At 57.8% G+C, this 15,107-nt stretch carries 13 protein-coding genes; 10 read left to right on the forward strand and 3 right to left on the reverse strand.

Features of this window, described 5'->3' with window-relative positions:
- Positions 1-54: 54 nt before the first annotated feature.
- Positions 55-1,899 carry an extracellular solute-binding protein gene (locus QZ862_RS20510; protein WP_296101570.1) on the reverse strand — a complete coding sequence of 615 codons (1,845 nt, stop codon included), beginning with the start codon at positions 1,897-1,899 and terminating at the stop codon, positions 55-57.
- Between the two features lie 229 nt (positions 1,900-2,128).
- On the opposite strand from QZ862_RS20510, the gene mepA reads away from it, so the two are divergent.
- The 7 genes from mepA to QZ862_RS20545 all read left to right on the forward strand — a co-directional run bounded on the left by mepA (position 2,129) and on the right by QZ862_RS20545 (position 9,103).
- Positions 2,129-3,112 (forward strand): penicillin-insensitive murein endopeptidase, encoded by a 984-nt coding sequence (mepA, locus tag QZ862_RS20515; protein WP_296101669.1) that lies wholly within the window; start codon positions 2,129-2,131, stop codon positions 3,110-3,112.
- A gap of 83 nt (positions 3,113-3,195) precedes the next feature.
- Positions 3,196-3,579, forward strand: a complete 384-nt coding sequence (locus QZ862_RS20520; protein WP_296101571.1) for a methylglyoxal synthase — start codon at positions 3,196-3,198, stop codon at positions 3,577-3,579.
- Positions 3,580-3,636: 57 nt separating this feature from the next.
- Positions 3,637-4,653 (forward strand): glucokinase, encoded by a 1,017-nt coding sequence (locus QZ862_RS20525; RefSeq protein WP_296101572.1) that lies wholly within the window; start codon positions 3,637-3,639, stop codon positions 4,651-4,653.
- A 125-nt stretch (positions 4,654-4,778) separates the two neighbouring features.
- Positions 4,779-6,536, forward strand: a complete 1,758-nt coding sequence (locus QZ862_RS20530) for an ABC transporter ATP-binding protein (protein ID WP_296101573.1) — start codon at positions 4,779-4,781, stop codon at positions 6,534-6,536.
- A gap of 17 nt (positions 6,537-6,553) precedes the next feature.
- Positions 6,554-7,381: a 4-hydroxy-tetrahydrodipicolinate reductase gene (gene dapB, locus QZ862_RS20535; RefSeq protein ID WP_296101574.1), complete on the forward strand. Its 828-nt coding sequence runs from the start codon at positions 6,554-6,556 to the stop codon at positions 7,379-7,381.
- 17 nt (positions 7,382-7,398) lie between these two features.
- A complete protein-coding gene (locus QZ862_RS20540) occupies positions 7,399-8,034 on the forward strand; it encodes a 2,3-bisphosphoglycerate-dependent phosphoglycerate mutase (protein WP_296015941.1) in 636 nt (211 codons plus the stop codon).
- A gap of 79 nt (positions 8,035-8,113) precedes the next feature.
- Positions 8,114-9,103 (forward strand): Ldh family oxidoreductase, encoded by a 990-nt coding sequence (locus tag QZ862_RS20545; protein WP_296101575.1) that lies wholly within the window; start codon positions 8,114-8,116, stop codon positions 9,101-9,103.
- Between the two features lie 24 nt (positions 9,104-9,127).
- Here the strand turns inward: QZ862_RS20545 and QZ862_RS20550 are convergent, their stop codons facing one another.
- Complete coding sequence (locus tag QZ862_RS20550) at positions 9,128-10,360, reverse strand: ROK family transcriptional regulator (RefSeq protein WP_296015936.1); 1,233 nt, start codon at positions 10,358-10,360, stop codon at positions 9,128-9,130.
- Between the two features lie 263 nt (positions 10,361-10,623).
- Between QZ862_RS20550 and QZ862_RS20555 the strand changes: the two genes are divergently transcribed.
- The 3 genes from QZ862_RS20555 to QZ862_RS20565 all read left to right on the forward strand — a co-directional run bounded on the left by QZ862_RS20555 (position 10,624) and on the right by QZ862_RS20565 (position 13,639).
- Positions 10,624-11,646, forward strand: coding sequence for a sugar ABC transporter substrate-binding protein (locus QZ862_RS20555; RefSeq protein WP_296015934.1), 1,023 nt, complete (start codon positions 10,624-10,626; stop codon positions 11,644-11,646).
- 134 nt (positions 11,647-11,780) lie between these two features.
- The gene (locus tag QZ862_RS20560; RefSeq protein WP_296015932.1) at positions 11,781-12,845 is read left to right on the forward strand and encodes an ABC transporter permease; all 1,065 of its coding nucleotides are present in this window, start codon (positions 11,781-11,783) and stop codon (positions 12,843-12,845) included.
- Complete coding sequence (locus tag QZ862_RS20565; protein ID WP_296015930.1) at positions 12,845-13,639, forward strand: ATP-binding cassette domain-containing protein; 795 nt, start codon at positions 12,845-12,847, stop codon at positions 13,637-13,639. The genes QZ862_RS20560 and QZ862_RS20565 overlap by 1 nt, the downstream gene beginning before the upstream one ends.
- Before the next feature lie 251 nt (positions 13,640-13,890).
- Here QZ862_RS20565 and QZ862_RS20570 read toward each other — a convergent pair whose 3' ends face one another.
- Positions 13,891-15,000, reverse strand: coding sequence for an alpha/beta hydrolase (locus tag QZ862_RS20570; RefSeq protein ID WP_296015928.1), 1,110 nt, complete (start codon positions 14,998-15,000; stop codon positions 13,891-13,893).
- Positions 15,001-15,107: the final 107 nt, after the last annotated feature.

Consider the following 15,107-nt stretch of genomic DNA (forward strand, 5'->3'; position numbering starts at 1 on the left):
TGATTCGTCTTCATTCATGTGAATCAAGGCTTGGTCGATAAAGCAAGACCAAGCTCATTTCCTGGCATTGGCCGACCACCATGCTTCCGGGAAACCGACGCCGTAGTACGGCAAGTCTGTCGGGCGAACGATGGTGTTCCAGTAGGCAACTGTCATCTCGCCCCGGTAGAATTGCGGAATGACGTAATTCCCTGCCAGGAGGACTCGGTCCAGCGCCTTGACGGCGGCAACCTGGTCCTCACGCGTGGGTGCAAAGATGATCTTGCGGATGATTTTATCGATGGCGGGATTGCTGATACCGGCAAAGTTCTTCGAACCCTGACGAGTGGCTGCTGCCGAACCCCAATAATCGGCTTGTTCATTGCCCGGATTGGAGGTCTGAGCCCAGAGATTGACGATCATGTCATAGTCGAAGGCACGTGTGCGATTGGTGTATTGCGACGTATCCACATTGCGAACGGCGACGTTGATGCCGATCCTCTTGAGGTTTTGCGTGTAGGCCAGGACGACCCGCTCCATTGCGGGCGAATCCACGAGAATCTCGAAATCGAAAGGCTGACCCGTCTTGGCATTCACCATGCGGTTGCCCCGCAACTCGTAGCCAGCCTCTTTCATGAGTTTGACGGCCTCGCGCAAGTTGTCGCGTTGCTTGGCAGGATCACCGCCCTGCGGATTGCGATATTCGGTGGTAAAGACCTCTGGCGGCACCTCATCTTTCACTTCTTCGAGGATTTCCAGCTCTTTGTCTTGCGGCAAGCCGGATGAGGCAAGGTCGCTTCCCATGAAGAAGCTGTTGATCCGCTGATACTGACCGAAAAACAGCGTCTTGTTCATGTCCTCAAAGTCGTAGGCGAGGTTTAAGGCCTTGCGGACTTTCGGGTCCTTGAACTTGTCGCGACGCGCATTCGGGACGAAAGCCTGCATGATGCCGACAGAGCGGTAAATGTTAGGTAGCTCCTCGCGCTTGATCCGCCCATCTTTAACGGCTGGAAAGTCATAGCCCGTTGCCCACCGTCCAGCGGAATTCTCCTGCCAGAAATCGGTATTGCCCGCCTTGAAGGCCTGAAACTCAACATCGCGATCAGTGTAGAATGTGTAGCTGATTGTCTTGAAGTTGTTCATACCGACATTGACGTTGAGGTTTTTGCCCCAGTAATCGTCACGCAGCTCGTAAGTGATCGTAGAGCCCGGCGCCACAGAGGCAATCTCGTAGGGCCCGGAGCCCATGACCGGCTCCAATGTTCCGCGCGAAATGTCACGCGGCTTTCCATCCGGACCGTTGGCCTCCCACCAGTGTTTGGGAACGACGAGCAATTGCCCGACGATCTGCGGAAGTTCGCGATTGTTCTTCTCGTCAAAGGTGAAGGTCACCTCCCGGTCGCCGGTCTTTTCCGCTTTGGTGACGTGCGTGTAGTAGGTTGCGAGCTGCGGATTGAGGTCTTTCGCCTTTTCGAAGCTGAAAATGACGTCTTCGGGAGTGACGGACTTGCCATCGGCGAACTTCGCTTCTGCACGCAATCTAAACGTCGCCTTCGATATATCGTCCGGATAGGTCAATGCTTCGGCAAGAAGCCCGTAGGACGCCGAAAGCTCCTCTTCGGACGACTTCATCAGCGTATCGAATACGACGCCGAGACCGGTCGCCGCGTCTCCCTTCGCGAGAAGCGGATTAAGGGTGTCATAGGTACCCGCTGTCGACAAACGCAACGTGCCACCCTTCGGTGCATTCGGATTGACATAGTCGAAGCGCTCAAAACCCTTGGGGTGTTTCAATTCCCCTACCGTGGCAATGCCCACGCGCCACTGCTCGGCTTCTTGCGCTTGCGTCCCGCTCGAGGACGCGACAAGCGACACCCCCATTACTAAGAGCAGGAGGGGTTTTGCGCTTGCCAGAGCCATGGGCGGGTGATCCTTTTATTGTGCTTGTTGCCATGAAGCATAAGCCAAACCATGTCAAAAAATAGGGATGCCAGCTCACAAGGCGGTTATTCACAAACATGCTTTCACCAAATTTACGATCCAGCGTAATATCCCATCACAGAATCAACGGGATCGCAGGCGGCGACGAATGAGATTAAAGACAATGGCAGCGCGCAGGCTTTCGCTTTTCGCTTTTTCGGTCATCTCGATGATCGGCGCAGATCTAGCGCCAGCCTATGCGGAAGACCAACCCGCAAAGCAGGTCTTCGGCCATATCGATCTCCCCTCCGCCGGGCCTTCGAAGTCTTATGGTTCCTACGCGAAAGGATGCCAGTCAGGCGCCGTTGCTCTGCCGACAGAAGGTCAAGGCTTCCAAGCGATGCGGCTGTCGCGCAACCGGCGCTGGGGTCAACCGCAACTCATATCTTTTATTGAGCGCTTCGCTCAGGATTCCCAGAAGATCGGCTGGCCAGGCCTCCTGATCGGCGATATTTCGCAGCCACGGGGCGGCCCGATGCTGACCGGCCATGCCTCGCATCAGATCGGGCTGGATGTGGACATCTGGTGGCGCAAGATGCCCGACCACATCATGAGCGCGCAGGAGCGCGAAGACACCCCGTTCATCTCCATGCTCGACAAGAGCAAGTTCCTGACAGTGGACGACCGTAAGTGGTCGCCACTCAATGCACGGCTGGTGATGATGGCAGCAAGCTATCCGCAGGTGGAACGCATCTTCGTCAACCCGGCGATCAAGCAGAAGCTTTGCCAGAGCTGGACGGGTGACCGGACATATATGGGCAAGATCCGGCCCATCTACGGCCATGACGAGCATTTCCACGTTCGTCTCGCCTGCCCCGCCGGTGCCACCGACTGCAAGCCGCAGGCTGCGGTTGGGCCAGGTGACGGCTGCGACAAGTCGCTTGCGTGGTGGTTCACCAAGGAGCCTTGGGCCGCGCCGAAGAAGGATCCGAATGCCAAGCCATCAAAGCCTCCACGGCCAATGATGGTATCGGACCTGCCGAAAGCATGCGCTGCCGTCGCTTCGGCTCCCGCCGCGGGCCGGGCACAGCCCGCGCTACAGAATGCCTACATCAATTCCGCCGCGCCGGCGGCAGGTGGCTCCCAGGCACCTGGCGCGCCCGTTCCGCCTGCCGACGTTCCAAGGCCATCTGTCCGCCCGTCGATGAATTGATGGCCGATCTTCGCTTTTCAAACGCGAAAGAGTTGCTATAGAAGGCTTCAAATCGATTTAAACGGGTGCATGGGGCGTGTTTTATGGATAGCAAACGCTGTGTGGCGCTGATCGCGCATGATCAGAAAAAAGACGACATGGCGGAGTTTGCTCTAGAGCACCAGGATGCTCTGTCAGCGTTTCGTATCGTCGCGACGGGAACGACCGGTGGGCGCGTGCAGGATGCCTGTCCAGGTCTGGACGTGATCCGCCTCAAGAGTGGCCCGCTTGGCGGCGATCAGCAGATTGGCGCGATGATTGCGACCGGCGACGTCGATATGCTGATCTTCTTCGTCGACCCTCTAACCTCGATGCCGCATGATGTCGATGTGAAGGCCTTGACACGACTTGCGACCGTCTACGACATACCCATGGCGCTCAATCGCGCAACGGCCGAACGGCTGATCGACTTCAATATACACGGATAGACTCGCGCCGAACGCGGCGGGTCATGTCTTCAAAATCAGGCGGCTTCAGGAGCAGTGATGCCCAATCAGAACGATCATCTATCCTTTCCGATCCTCATTGGAGACATCGGTGGCACCAATGCCCGTTTCTGCATCCTTCCCGACGCCATATCTGAAGCCGTCCATCTGACCACGGTCAAAACCGCGGATTACCCCTCCATCGACGCTGCCATCAAAACGGCAGTGCTGAGCAATAGCGTCATCCAACCCGTTTCGGCGCTTCTCGCCGTGGCTGGGCCGATCGAGTCCAACGAGATACCGCTGACCAACTGTCATTGGGTCGTCAAACCGAAGGAGATGCTCAGCAATCTTGGCTTGAGCGACGTCGTTGTCGTCAATGATTTCGAGGCTCAGGCTCTGGCAATTGCAGCACTCGGCGATGGTGATCGAGAACTGATCGGACCGGACCGTCCCGACATGATGGCGTCTCGCGTCGTGCTTGGCCCAGGCACCGGTCTGGGCGTAGGTGGCCTTGTCTATGCGCGGAACATGTGGTTCCCCGTGCCTGGCGAGGGCGGCCATGTCGATCTCGGGCCTCGGACCGAGCGGGATCGTCAGATCTTTCCGCACCTCGAAGCGATCGAGGGCCGTATCTCCGGCGAACAGATTCTCTGCGGTCGCGGCCTCGTCAATCTCTACCGGGCCATTTGCGCCGCAGATGGCATCACACCGAGCTTTTCCGACCCGGCCGATGTAACCGCACACGGTCTCGCCGCGTCGAACGCCCAGGCCGAGGAAACCCTTTCCCTGTTCAGCACCTATCTTGGTCGGGTCGCTGGAGACATGGCACTGATCTTCATGGCGCGTGGCGGGGTTTACCTTGCAGGTGGCATCTCCCAGAAGATCATTCCGGCGCTAAAGCGTCCCGAATTCCGCGCAGCCTTCGAAGATAAAGCCCCCCACAGCGCCCTCATGCGCTCCATTCCGACCCATGTGGTGACCCACCCACAGGCAGCCCTTGCAGGCCTTTCCACCTTTGCAAGAACGCCATCCAATTTCGGCGTTACACTGGAAGGCCGACGCTGGCAGCGCTAGGCCCGGAACTTCAGGCTGGTCAAAACCCGGTCCAATGGATATAGACGCCGGTTGAAAAGGCGGCCCGGCCGCCGGAACATCAAAAGGTGGATGAGCGATTGAAAACCGCCAAGTCACGGGGTCCTATGGACACCGACACGATTGCTGCAGTTCTGAAACGCGTTTTTGCAGAAAATGCGCGCGATCATATCAAGGGCTATGTGCTCGTCGTTTTTTGCCTACTCATTGTGGCAGGATCGACCGCGTTCACTGCCTGGATCATGGATTCCATTATCAACGAGGCCTTCGTCAACAGACGCGCTGATCTGGCGTTCATGATCTGCGGCGCCATATTTATGGCTTTCTTCCTTCGGGGACTTGCGAGTTACTTTCAATCCGTTGCGCTCTCGAAAATTGGCAACAACATCGTCGCCCGCTATCAAAAGCGACTTTACTCGCATTTGATGACCCTTTCGGTCGGTTATTTGAGCGAATCCCGGTCCGCGCATCTCGCAGCCCAGGTCAGCCAGAACATTGGTGGCATTCGCGATGTCATGAACTTGACGGTCACGTCCGTGGCCCGGGATATGCTGACTTTCATCGCCCTGGTCGGCGTGATGATTTTCAAAGATCCCTTTCTGTCGATCATCATCGTGTTCATCGTGCCGCCGCTCGTCCTTGGCTTACGCTATATATCCAAACGACTTCGGGAAACGACCAAGGAAGCCATTATCCTCGGCAGTCGTGTGCTGGGGTCCATGCAGGAGACGCTTCAGGGCATCGCGATCGTCAAGGCTTTCACGATGGAAAAGCCGCTTGAAGAGCGCGTCTTCTCGACAATCGATGCAGCCGAAAGACGCTCGAACCGTATCGCCCGGCTGTCCGAGCGAACTGCGCCCCTTACGGAAACCATTGCCGGTATCGCCGTATCGAGCGTACTCGCCTACGCCGCCTACCGCGCAATCTACAACAATGTTCCTCCCGGGGCTTTCTTCGCCTTCGTGACGGCCCTTCTGCTGGCATATGATCCAGCGCGACGTCTCGCCCGCCTTCAGGTGTCGCTGGAGCGAGCCGTTGTGAATGCCAAAATGATCTATGAAATCCTCGACATGGAGCCGGTCCAAAGGGAAAAGCAGAACGCCGCTCCACTGAAGATCACCAATGCAACGGTGGAGTTGCGCGACGTCGTCTTTTCCTACAAGGATTCCGGGCCGATCCTCAAAGGCGTAAGCTTCATCGCCGAAGGCGGAAAAACGACGGCACTCGTCGGACCCTCTGGAGCCGGAAAGTCCACGATCATCAACCTTGTGCCGCGCTTCTATGATCCGACAGGCGGCGAGATCTTGATCGATGGGCAGAACATTGCAGACGTGACGACACGCTCGGTGCGCCTCAACCTCGCTTATGTATCGCAGCAACCCTATCTCTTCGAAGGTACCATCCGCGACAATATTCGCTATGGCCGCCCGGAAGCGACGGATGCGGAAATCGAAGAAGCAGCAAAGCTCGCCTTCGCGCATGACTTCATCCTGGCACAGCCACTGGGTTACGATACGTCTGTTGGCGAAAACGGTATGACCCTGTCGGGGGGCCAACGTCAGCGCCTGTCGATTGCCCGCGCGCTGGTGCGCAATGCGCCAATCCTTCTGCTTGATGAAGCGACCTCCGCCCTGGACACCGAATCGGAAGCCGTCGTGCAGAAGGCCCTGGATACAGCCATGACCGGACGCACCGTCATCGTCATTGCTCACCGTCTCTCCACCGTCGTCAAGGCCGACAAGATCGTGGTGATGAATGAAGGGCAAGTTGTCGAAGAAGGAACGCATGAGACGCTTGCGCGGCAGGAAAACGGTCTTTACGCTCGCCTCAATAATCTTCAGGCCACAGGCGTGCGCGGACTTTAAGAGTGCAGGGTGATGAAATGAGCGGCAACGACATGAAATTGGTGGTGGTCGGCGCCGCAGGCCGAATGGGGCAGACGCTGATCCGGCTCATACACGAGACACCGGGCGTGGCGCTCCATGCTGCCATCGAGCGCGAAGGCTCACCTTTCGTCGGACGCGATGCTGGAGAGCTTGCTGGACTTAGCCCAACCGGTGTTCCCGTCACCAGTGATGCACTCGCAGCCTTCGTCAATGCCGAAGGCGTGGTCGATTTCACCTCACCTGCGGCCAGCGTCGTCTTTTCCGGGCTCGCCGCCCAGGCGCGGATCGTCCATGTCATTGGGACAACAGGCTGCTCAGTCGAGGACGAAGAGAAGTTCAAGGCCGCCGCACGCCACGCTCGCATCGTCAAGTCCGGAAATATGAGCCTCGGCGTTAACCTCCTCTCCGTGCTGACGCGCCAGGCCGCCAAAGCACTCGGCCCACAGCAATGGGACATCGAGGTTCTTGAGATGCACCACAAGCACAAGGTCGACGCGCCATCCGGCACGGCGCTTCTGCTTGGCGAGGCCGCAGCTAAGGGTCGCAACATTGATCTGGCCGAGCGCTCAGTCAGGGTGCGTGACGGCCATACGGGCGCGCGGGAAGCTGGCACCATCGGATTTGCGACGTTGCGCGGCGGCTCGGTCGTGGGCGATCACTCCGTGATCTTTGCTGGTGAAGGCGAGCAGTTGACCTTCTCTCACCATGCAGCAGACCGCACGATTTTCGGACGCGGCGCGATTGCGGCTGCCATTTGGGCCTTCGACAAGAAGCCAGGCTTCTATTCCATGCTGGACGTTCTCGGTCTGGCCGACAATCAATAAACAACTGGAGAGTATTTATGAGCGGAACCCTCGTCCTCGTTCGTCACGGTCAAAGTGACTGGAACCTCAAGAACCTCTTCACCGGCTGGCGTGACCCGGATCTGACGGAACTCGGCGTGCAGGAAGCCAATGCGGGCGGCAAGGCACTTGCCGATTACGGCATCAAGTTCGATGTCGCCTATACCTCTTCTCTCATCCGTGCGCAGAAGACCTGCCAGATCGTGCTCGACAATGTCGGCCAGTCCGGTCTTGAAACGATCCGAAACGAGGCGCTCAACGAGCGCGATTATGGCGATCTCTCCGGTCTCAACAAGGATGATGCTCGCGAAAAATGGGGCGAAGAGCAGGTGCATATCTGGCGCCGCTCCTACGACATTCCTCCGCCCGGTGGGGAAAGCCTGCGCGACACCGGCGCACGCGTATGGCCCTATTATCTGACGGAAATCCTTCCGCGCGTGCTACGCGGCGAAAAGGTCCTGGTTGCCGCACACGGCAATTCGCTGCGCTCGCTGGTAATGGTTCTCGACAAGCTGAGCAAGGAGGAGATTCTGAAGCTCAATCTGGCGACCGGCGTACCGATGGTCTACACGCTGAACGCTGATTCCACAGTTGCGTCCAAAGACGTGCTAGGCGACATGTCTGCCGCCCATTGACTGATGCAGCGGGACCTTCGACCGTGGCGTCCAGGGTTCCGTCCCCCACCTTCCCTTCCTTTATATCCAAGATCGAGCGATGAAATTCAGCATAGAGACGGCCGAAGATTTTGTTTCCTCAATCTTCGAAAGGAACAAGGTCTTGCCCAAAAACGCCCGATCGGTCGCGCGGGCATTGGTCGCCGCGGAAGCCTGCGGCCAAGGCGGGCACGGTTTTCGCCGCATTCCTGTCTACGTCGCCCAACTTCATGTTGGAAAGGTCAACGGACAAGCTGTCCCCAACGCCACAAAGGTCCGGCCCGCCGTCCTGTCGATCGATGCAGGCAATGGTTATGCTTATCCGGCTATTGATCTTGCCGTCGAACAACTTGTGCCCTTGGCGCGTGAGCAGGGCATCGCACTAGCGGCAGTCGGGCGCTCGCATCATGCCGGCGTTATGGCTTTGACCGTAGAGCGACTGGCCGAACAAGGTCTAGTCGCTTTCATGGTGGCCAACGCGCCGGCATCCATGGCCCCCTGGGGTGGCATCAAGCCGCTCTATGGCACCAACCCCATTGCCTTTGCAGCGCCGATCAAGGGCGCAGATCCTCTCGTGATCGACCTCGCCCTGTCGAAAGTCGCACGTGGAAAGATCATGGCCGCCCGCCAGAGAGGTACGACCATCCCCGATGATTGGGCTCGCGATGCGAAAGGCCACCCCACCACAGATCCGAACGAAGCGATCAACGGCACGATGGTTCCAGCCGGCGAAGCCAAGGGGGCAGCACTTGCGCTGATGGTGGAAGTCATGGCCGCGGGCCTCACCGGTGGCAACTTCGGCTTTCAGGCATCGTCGCTTCTCGACGACACCGGCACCGCGCCCTCGCTCGGCCACACGATCATAGCCATCGACCCGACGATTGCAGGTAACGACGTTCTGGCCGAAAGGGTTTCCCTCATGGCGCACGAGATCGAGAGCCAGGATAACGCCCGCTTACCAGGTCGGCGCAGTCAAGGAATTCGAAAGCAGTCACTGGAAAACGGAATCGTCATAGAAGACGACATCCTGCGCCAGATACAAGCGCTCTGACGTTATAGAAACCCGGTGACCGATTCACGCTGAGGTTTCCTTAAACAAGACATTCTGGTCAAGAAGATAACGGGAAAACAGCGGGAGGCTGGCCCCGCCGATGGCACGAGCCTGACTTCCAACAGCGCCCTCGATAATATCCGGCACTGCTACACCCTGAAGGTCGTGAGAGGTCAAGGCCGAACGCGTCGCCTGCACGATGCGCGAGCGCACCCAGCCCGGAAAGCCGCCATCGATGATGACCGTGGAAAAATCGATGATGGAGGCGGCGGCTATCACCGCTTGGGCCAGCGCAGCGCCAGTGTTGCGAACCCATATTTCCAGCGGTTCGCCGAAATCGATCCACTCATCGGTGGAGAACCAAAGCGGCTTGGGGTCGATGCCTCTCGCTCGCAGCAGGTCTTCGAGAACGAAAATGGAGGCAATCTTGAGCAATTGCACCGTCTTCCCATCCTGCCCCTGAACCGGCAGCGGTCCGATCGATCCAGCCGATCCAGTTCGCCCTGAGAACAAGGCAGAATTCAAGACGACGCCGCCGCCAATGAAAGAACCGATGAAGACATAGAGAAAGTCCGGATAGGCCTGGCCGTTACCAAAGACCATTTCGGCACCGCAGGCGCTGGTGGCATCGTTTTGAAGGAAGACAGGATAGTCGATGGCATCGGCGACCTCCTGGCGCAGATCGATATCACGCCAGACGTCCATTTCGCCTTCCGGCGCGCCGACCTCCTTGGCCCAACTCCACAGCTCGAATGGCGCAGCTATGCCCACGCCAGCAATTTTGTCGCGCTGCTTCTGGCCCAGTCTCGCCTCCATTTCGGCGATTCCTTCGGTGACGAAGGGTAAAATCCATTCCGGCATCGGATAGGGATAGGTGTTACGCAGCTGCATCCGGATTTGCCCTACGAAATCCATCAGTACCAGATCGACGCTGCGACGGCCGATCTTGACACCGAAGGAATAGACCGAGTCCGGGTTGAGCCGCATCGGCGTCGAGGGCTGTCCTACGCGCCCTCGAAGAACTTCGCCTCTGATGAGCAGACCGTCCTTTTCGAGCGAGCGCATGATGACGGAGACTGTCTGGGCAGAGAGGCCGCTACGTCTTGCAATCTCGGCTTTCGAAAGGGCATTGTGTCGGCGCACCAAAGATAGCACCAACCTTTCATTATAGGCGCGAACCCGGACCTGATTGGCGCCACCGGCCAGATCGGTAATGCCCGCAGATGGCGTCTGCGGGATCTCCAGTGATCGCGACATCTCTCCTCCTCCCAACCGTGCGCAAGCTTTAGCGCGGTCGCTCCATTTTTAAAAGCTTCTACGACAGAGCGTCCGGTCTCCTCCCGTTCACTCCTCCATGACGTTCGGAAGAATGACAGAACGAATTAATAATTCAATTGGATTTATTTATTGACAGGCTGTTAATTTGGTGGTTCGATTGCAGTCAGTGGCGCCTGATCTAGGAGGAGAAGGGCCGCAGACCAGTCATCCAAATGGCTGTTTGTTTTCACTGGGAGGATCATATGAAAACAACCGTTTCCGCCTTTTTGGGCGCGCTCGCGCTCGGCGTTTCTTTTGCTTCGGTCGCATCGGCTGCAGATACTTCGGCCTGCCTTATCACCAAGACCGACACCAACCCATTCTTCGTCAAGATGAAGGAAGGCGCGACCGCCAAGGCTAAGGAACTGGGCGTGACGCTCAAGGCTTACGCTGGCAAAGTGGACGGCGACTCCGAAAGCCAGGTTGCAGCTATCGAGTCCTGCATTGCGGACGGCGCCAAGGGCATTCTGATTACCGCGTCTGACACCAAGGGCATCGTTCCGACGGTCAAGAAGGCACGCGATGCGGGCATCCTGGTGATCGCTCTTGACACGCCTCTCGACCCAATCAACTCTGCCGATGCAACATTCGCGACTGACAACCTGCTGGCTGGCAAGCTGATCGGCGAATGGGCCAAGGGCACGATGGGCGACAAAGCCAAGGATGCCAAGGTGGGCTTCCTCGATCTTACGCCTGACCAGCCAAGCGTCGACGTTCTTCGCGACCAGGGCTTCATGATCGGCTTCGGTATCGACCCCAAGGACCCGAACAAGATCGGCGACGAAAACGATCCACGCATCGTTGGCCACGACGTGACGAACGGCAATGAAGAAGGTGGTCGCAAGGCCATGGAAAACCTTCTCCAGAAAGACCCAGGCATCAACGTCATTCACACCATCAACGAGCCGGCTGCTGTCGGCGCCTACCAGGCTCTTAAGGCCGTGGGCATGGAGAAGAACGTTCTGATCGTTTCGGTTGACGGCGGTTGCCCAGGCGTGAAGTCGGTCGAAGAGGGCGTCATCGGAGCGACCTCGCAGCAGTATCCGCTGATGATGGCGGCTCTCGGCGTCGAGGCCATCAAGAAGTTTGCCGACTCCGGTGAAAAGCCGAAGCCAACCGAAGGCAAGTCCTTCTTCGACACCGGCGTTTCGCTGGTTACCGACAAGCCGGTTAAAGGTGTGCCTTCGATCAGCGTCAAGGAAGGCCTGGCGAAGTGCTGGGGCTGATGCCCTCAATCACCATCTGAAGAAGACGGCCGGGATTGCTCCCGGCCAACTTCACCGAAAACCATTCGCTTTCGTAATACCCGTCTGACATTTCGGCGCCGCGCATAGATGTTTGGCGAGCGGGAGGAGGAAACATGAGCGGAATTCAAGAATTCGAGCGCGTGCTGGACGGAAGCGACAAGAACGTCGCCTCTTTCGATCAGCAACGCGTTTCCGCGCTCAAACGCGCCCAGCACTTTCTACACTCGACACCGGCCGCCGTGCCACTCATCGTCCTGATCCTGTCGATTGCCATTTTCGGCCTGACGATCGGCGGACGATTCTTTTCATCTTACACTTTGACCCTTATTCTGCAGCAGATTGCGGTCGTCGGCATTCTCGGCTCGGCGCAGACGCTGGTCATTCTCACCGCCGGCATCGATCTTTCAATCGGCGTGGTGATGGTCATCTCCTCGGTCGTTATGGGCAATGTGGCGGTAACATACGGGCTGCCAACAGGAATCGCGGTGCTCGCAGGCTTCGTGGTCGGCGGTCTTTGCGGCCTTCTCAATGGCTTTCTTGTGGCCGTGGTCAAGCTGCCGCCCTTCATCGTCACTCTTGGTTCGTGGAATATCGTCATGGCGACGAATTTCATCTACTCCGCGAACGAGACAATCCGCGATGCTGATGTGCAGCAGGCCGCTCCGCTGCTGCAAATCTTCGCTACCAACTTCCGGATCGGTTCTGCCATTTTCACACTCGGCGTCATTGCCATGGTGGCTCTTGTCGCTCTGCTTTGGTACATATTGAACCATACGGCCTGGGGACGTCATGTCTACGCTGTCGGTGACGATCCAGAAGCAGCAAAATTGTCCGGCATTCAGACCCGTCGCGTTCTTCTCAGTGTTTACACCATCGCTGGCGTGATTGCAGCCTTTGCAGCCTGGGTCGCCATCGGTCGTAACGGCTCTATCTCGCCGTCTGCTGCCGTCACCGACTACAACCTTCAGGCCATTACCGCGACGGTTATCGGTGGTATTTCGCTCTTCGGCGGGCGCGGCTCCATTCTCGGAACGCTTTTTGGCGCTATGCTCGTTGGTGTGGTCTCCATGGGCCTCAACATGCTCGGCGCAGACCCGCAGTGGAAGGTTATGTTGACCGGCTGGTTGATCATCGCCGCCGTCGCAGTGGATCAATGGATCAGAAAGGCAGCCGTCTGATGGCCCAGGATACGAACAGACAACCCATTCTTTCTGGTCATGGTCTCGTCAAGCGTTATGGCCGCGTGACCGCGCTGGACAATGCCGACTTCGATCTCTATCCGGGAGAAATCCTGGCGGTGATCGGTGACAACGGGGCAGGCAAGTCCTCGCTCATCAAGGCGCTCTCGGGAGCGATCCGCCCGGATGAAGGCGAGATCCGGCTGGAAGGCAAACCGGTTCAGTTCAAGACGCCGCTCGAGGCCCGCGATGCCGGTATCGAGACGGTCTATCAGAACCTCGCGCTTTCCCCGGCCCTGTCGATTACCGATAACATGTTTCTGGGACGAGAAATCCGCAAGCCGGGCATTCTCGGCTCGGTGTTCCGCAAACTCGACAATGCGGCAATGGACAAGTTTGCCCGAGAGAAGCTGTCCGAACTTGGTTTGATGACCATTCAGAACATCAATCAGGCGGTCGAAACGCTCTCCGGCGGTCAGCGTCAGGGTGTGGCAGTGGCCAGAGCCGCAGCCTTCGGCTCCAAGGTCGTCATTCTGGACGAACCGACGGCGGCACTTGGCGTCAAGGAAAGCCGACGCGTTCTGGAGCTCATTCTAGAGGTACGTAGCAGAGGCCTGCCGATCGTGCTCATCTCGCACAACATGCCGCATGTGTTCGAGGTCGCCGACCGCATCCATATCCATCGTCTTGGTAGGCGCCTGTGCGTCATCAATCCGAAGGAACATTCGATGTCGGATGCGGTGGCCTTCATGACGGGCGCCAAGGAACCGCCCCGCCAGGAGATTGCGGCGTAAGGCGCCAAACGTATGGCCTGGGATGATCTTACGAGATCCTCCAAGGAGCCACCTTATTCTATCATCAGGATTGCCGACCCCTCGGGGTCGGCAATTTTACGTTTGCACATGGCCAAAACACGCTGAGCGGTCGCGTGTAAGGTCGTCTAGAGCATCTGACAGACAACCGGTCCTGTCGCGAGTCCAACATAACTCACGGCGCTTGAAAGGTCAGAACCCAATCATAAAGGAACAGGTCGGGCCGCAATGTCCTAATTTGGATTGACGACCTTGCTTGCCAGCTGGAACGGACTTGAAACCGTCGCTCCGACGGCATCTAGAACGAAGGCTCCTGCACGGCCAAGATCGTTGCCGCCGCCACGCCGCTTTTCGTCGAGCTTCGGCAACAGAGCGGCGAGCGCGGCATACCGATCGTGGTTTAAACCGTCAGAGGAATCGAGTTCCGAGATATCTATGAATTGGACACCCTCGCGTTTAGCTGCCGTTCTGATCTTCGGATCATTCACGTCCAGTGCGCCAACCCGGTCTCTTTCGCCAGCCAGGATGGACGCGGCCATCAAGGCCCGGTCGTCCTTGGACACGAGCACGGCGAGCGGCGGATTAAGACGACCGACGACCTCGATCTGCTTGCGAAACACATCTGTGTCGATATCCGGTGCCGCAAGCACCACCTGAAGCTTGGCGATGACGTCGTTACGGCCTTTAAGGCGAAGCTCGCGCAAGGCCTCCATGACCAGCCACGCCCCCATGCTATGGCCGAAGACGATGACATTCTTGCGTGGCGATTTCTGCGCGAGATCGATCAAGAGGTCTGCCAGGGCATCGCGGGAATAGGTGGCCGCTTCCTTGTCCGCAACATATCCTGTGACATTCGCCATGGAGGGCCACGAAAAGACGACAGGTATACCGTTGATATCCGCATCCGCCGCCATCTGCGTCGCCCGGAAGAGTGCTTCCTGGTAGCTGTAATTATAGCCGTGGACGAAGAGGCCGACATCTTTACCGGAGGTGAGGATATCGGCGAGATCGCGCTTGAACGCGTCTTTCGGCAGCATGTCGCGATCTGTCACGACGAAGTTCTTCTGAGGATCGGACTTTCTGGAAGGCCACTCGATCTTGCCCTTCTGGTGATCCGGCGGAATGGAAATTTCAAAGCGCGCATAATTCGGCGTCTCGGCACGCCCGTCACCAAAAGCCAATGTTTTGCCCGGCTCGCGCTCACGCGTACTGACGACATAGGCCGTGATGCTCTTACCCGATGCCACCCTCGTATTGACGGCTTGCAATACTTCGGCGCCAGGCCGTGCGGCACATGACCCAAGCAGGCAAAGGGTGATAAGCAGAGAAACGAACCTGAGCATGAAAAATATCCGCTAAATTAGACAGGCATCGATAGCGAGAATTTCCGTGCCTGGCAATCGGACCGACGCGCACGTAAACGTAAGCGACATTTCGGTCGTAAGTTGGC

Source organism: uncultured Agrobacterium sp., assembly GCA_913777615.1.
Classification (GTDB): Bacteria; Pseudomonadota; Alphaproteobacteria; order Rhizobiales; family Rhizobiaceae; genus Agrobacterium.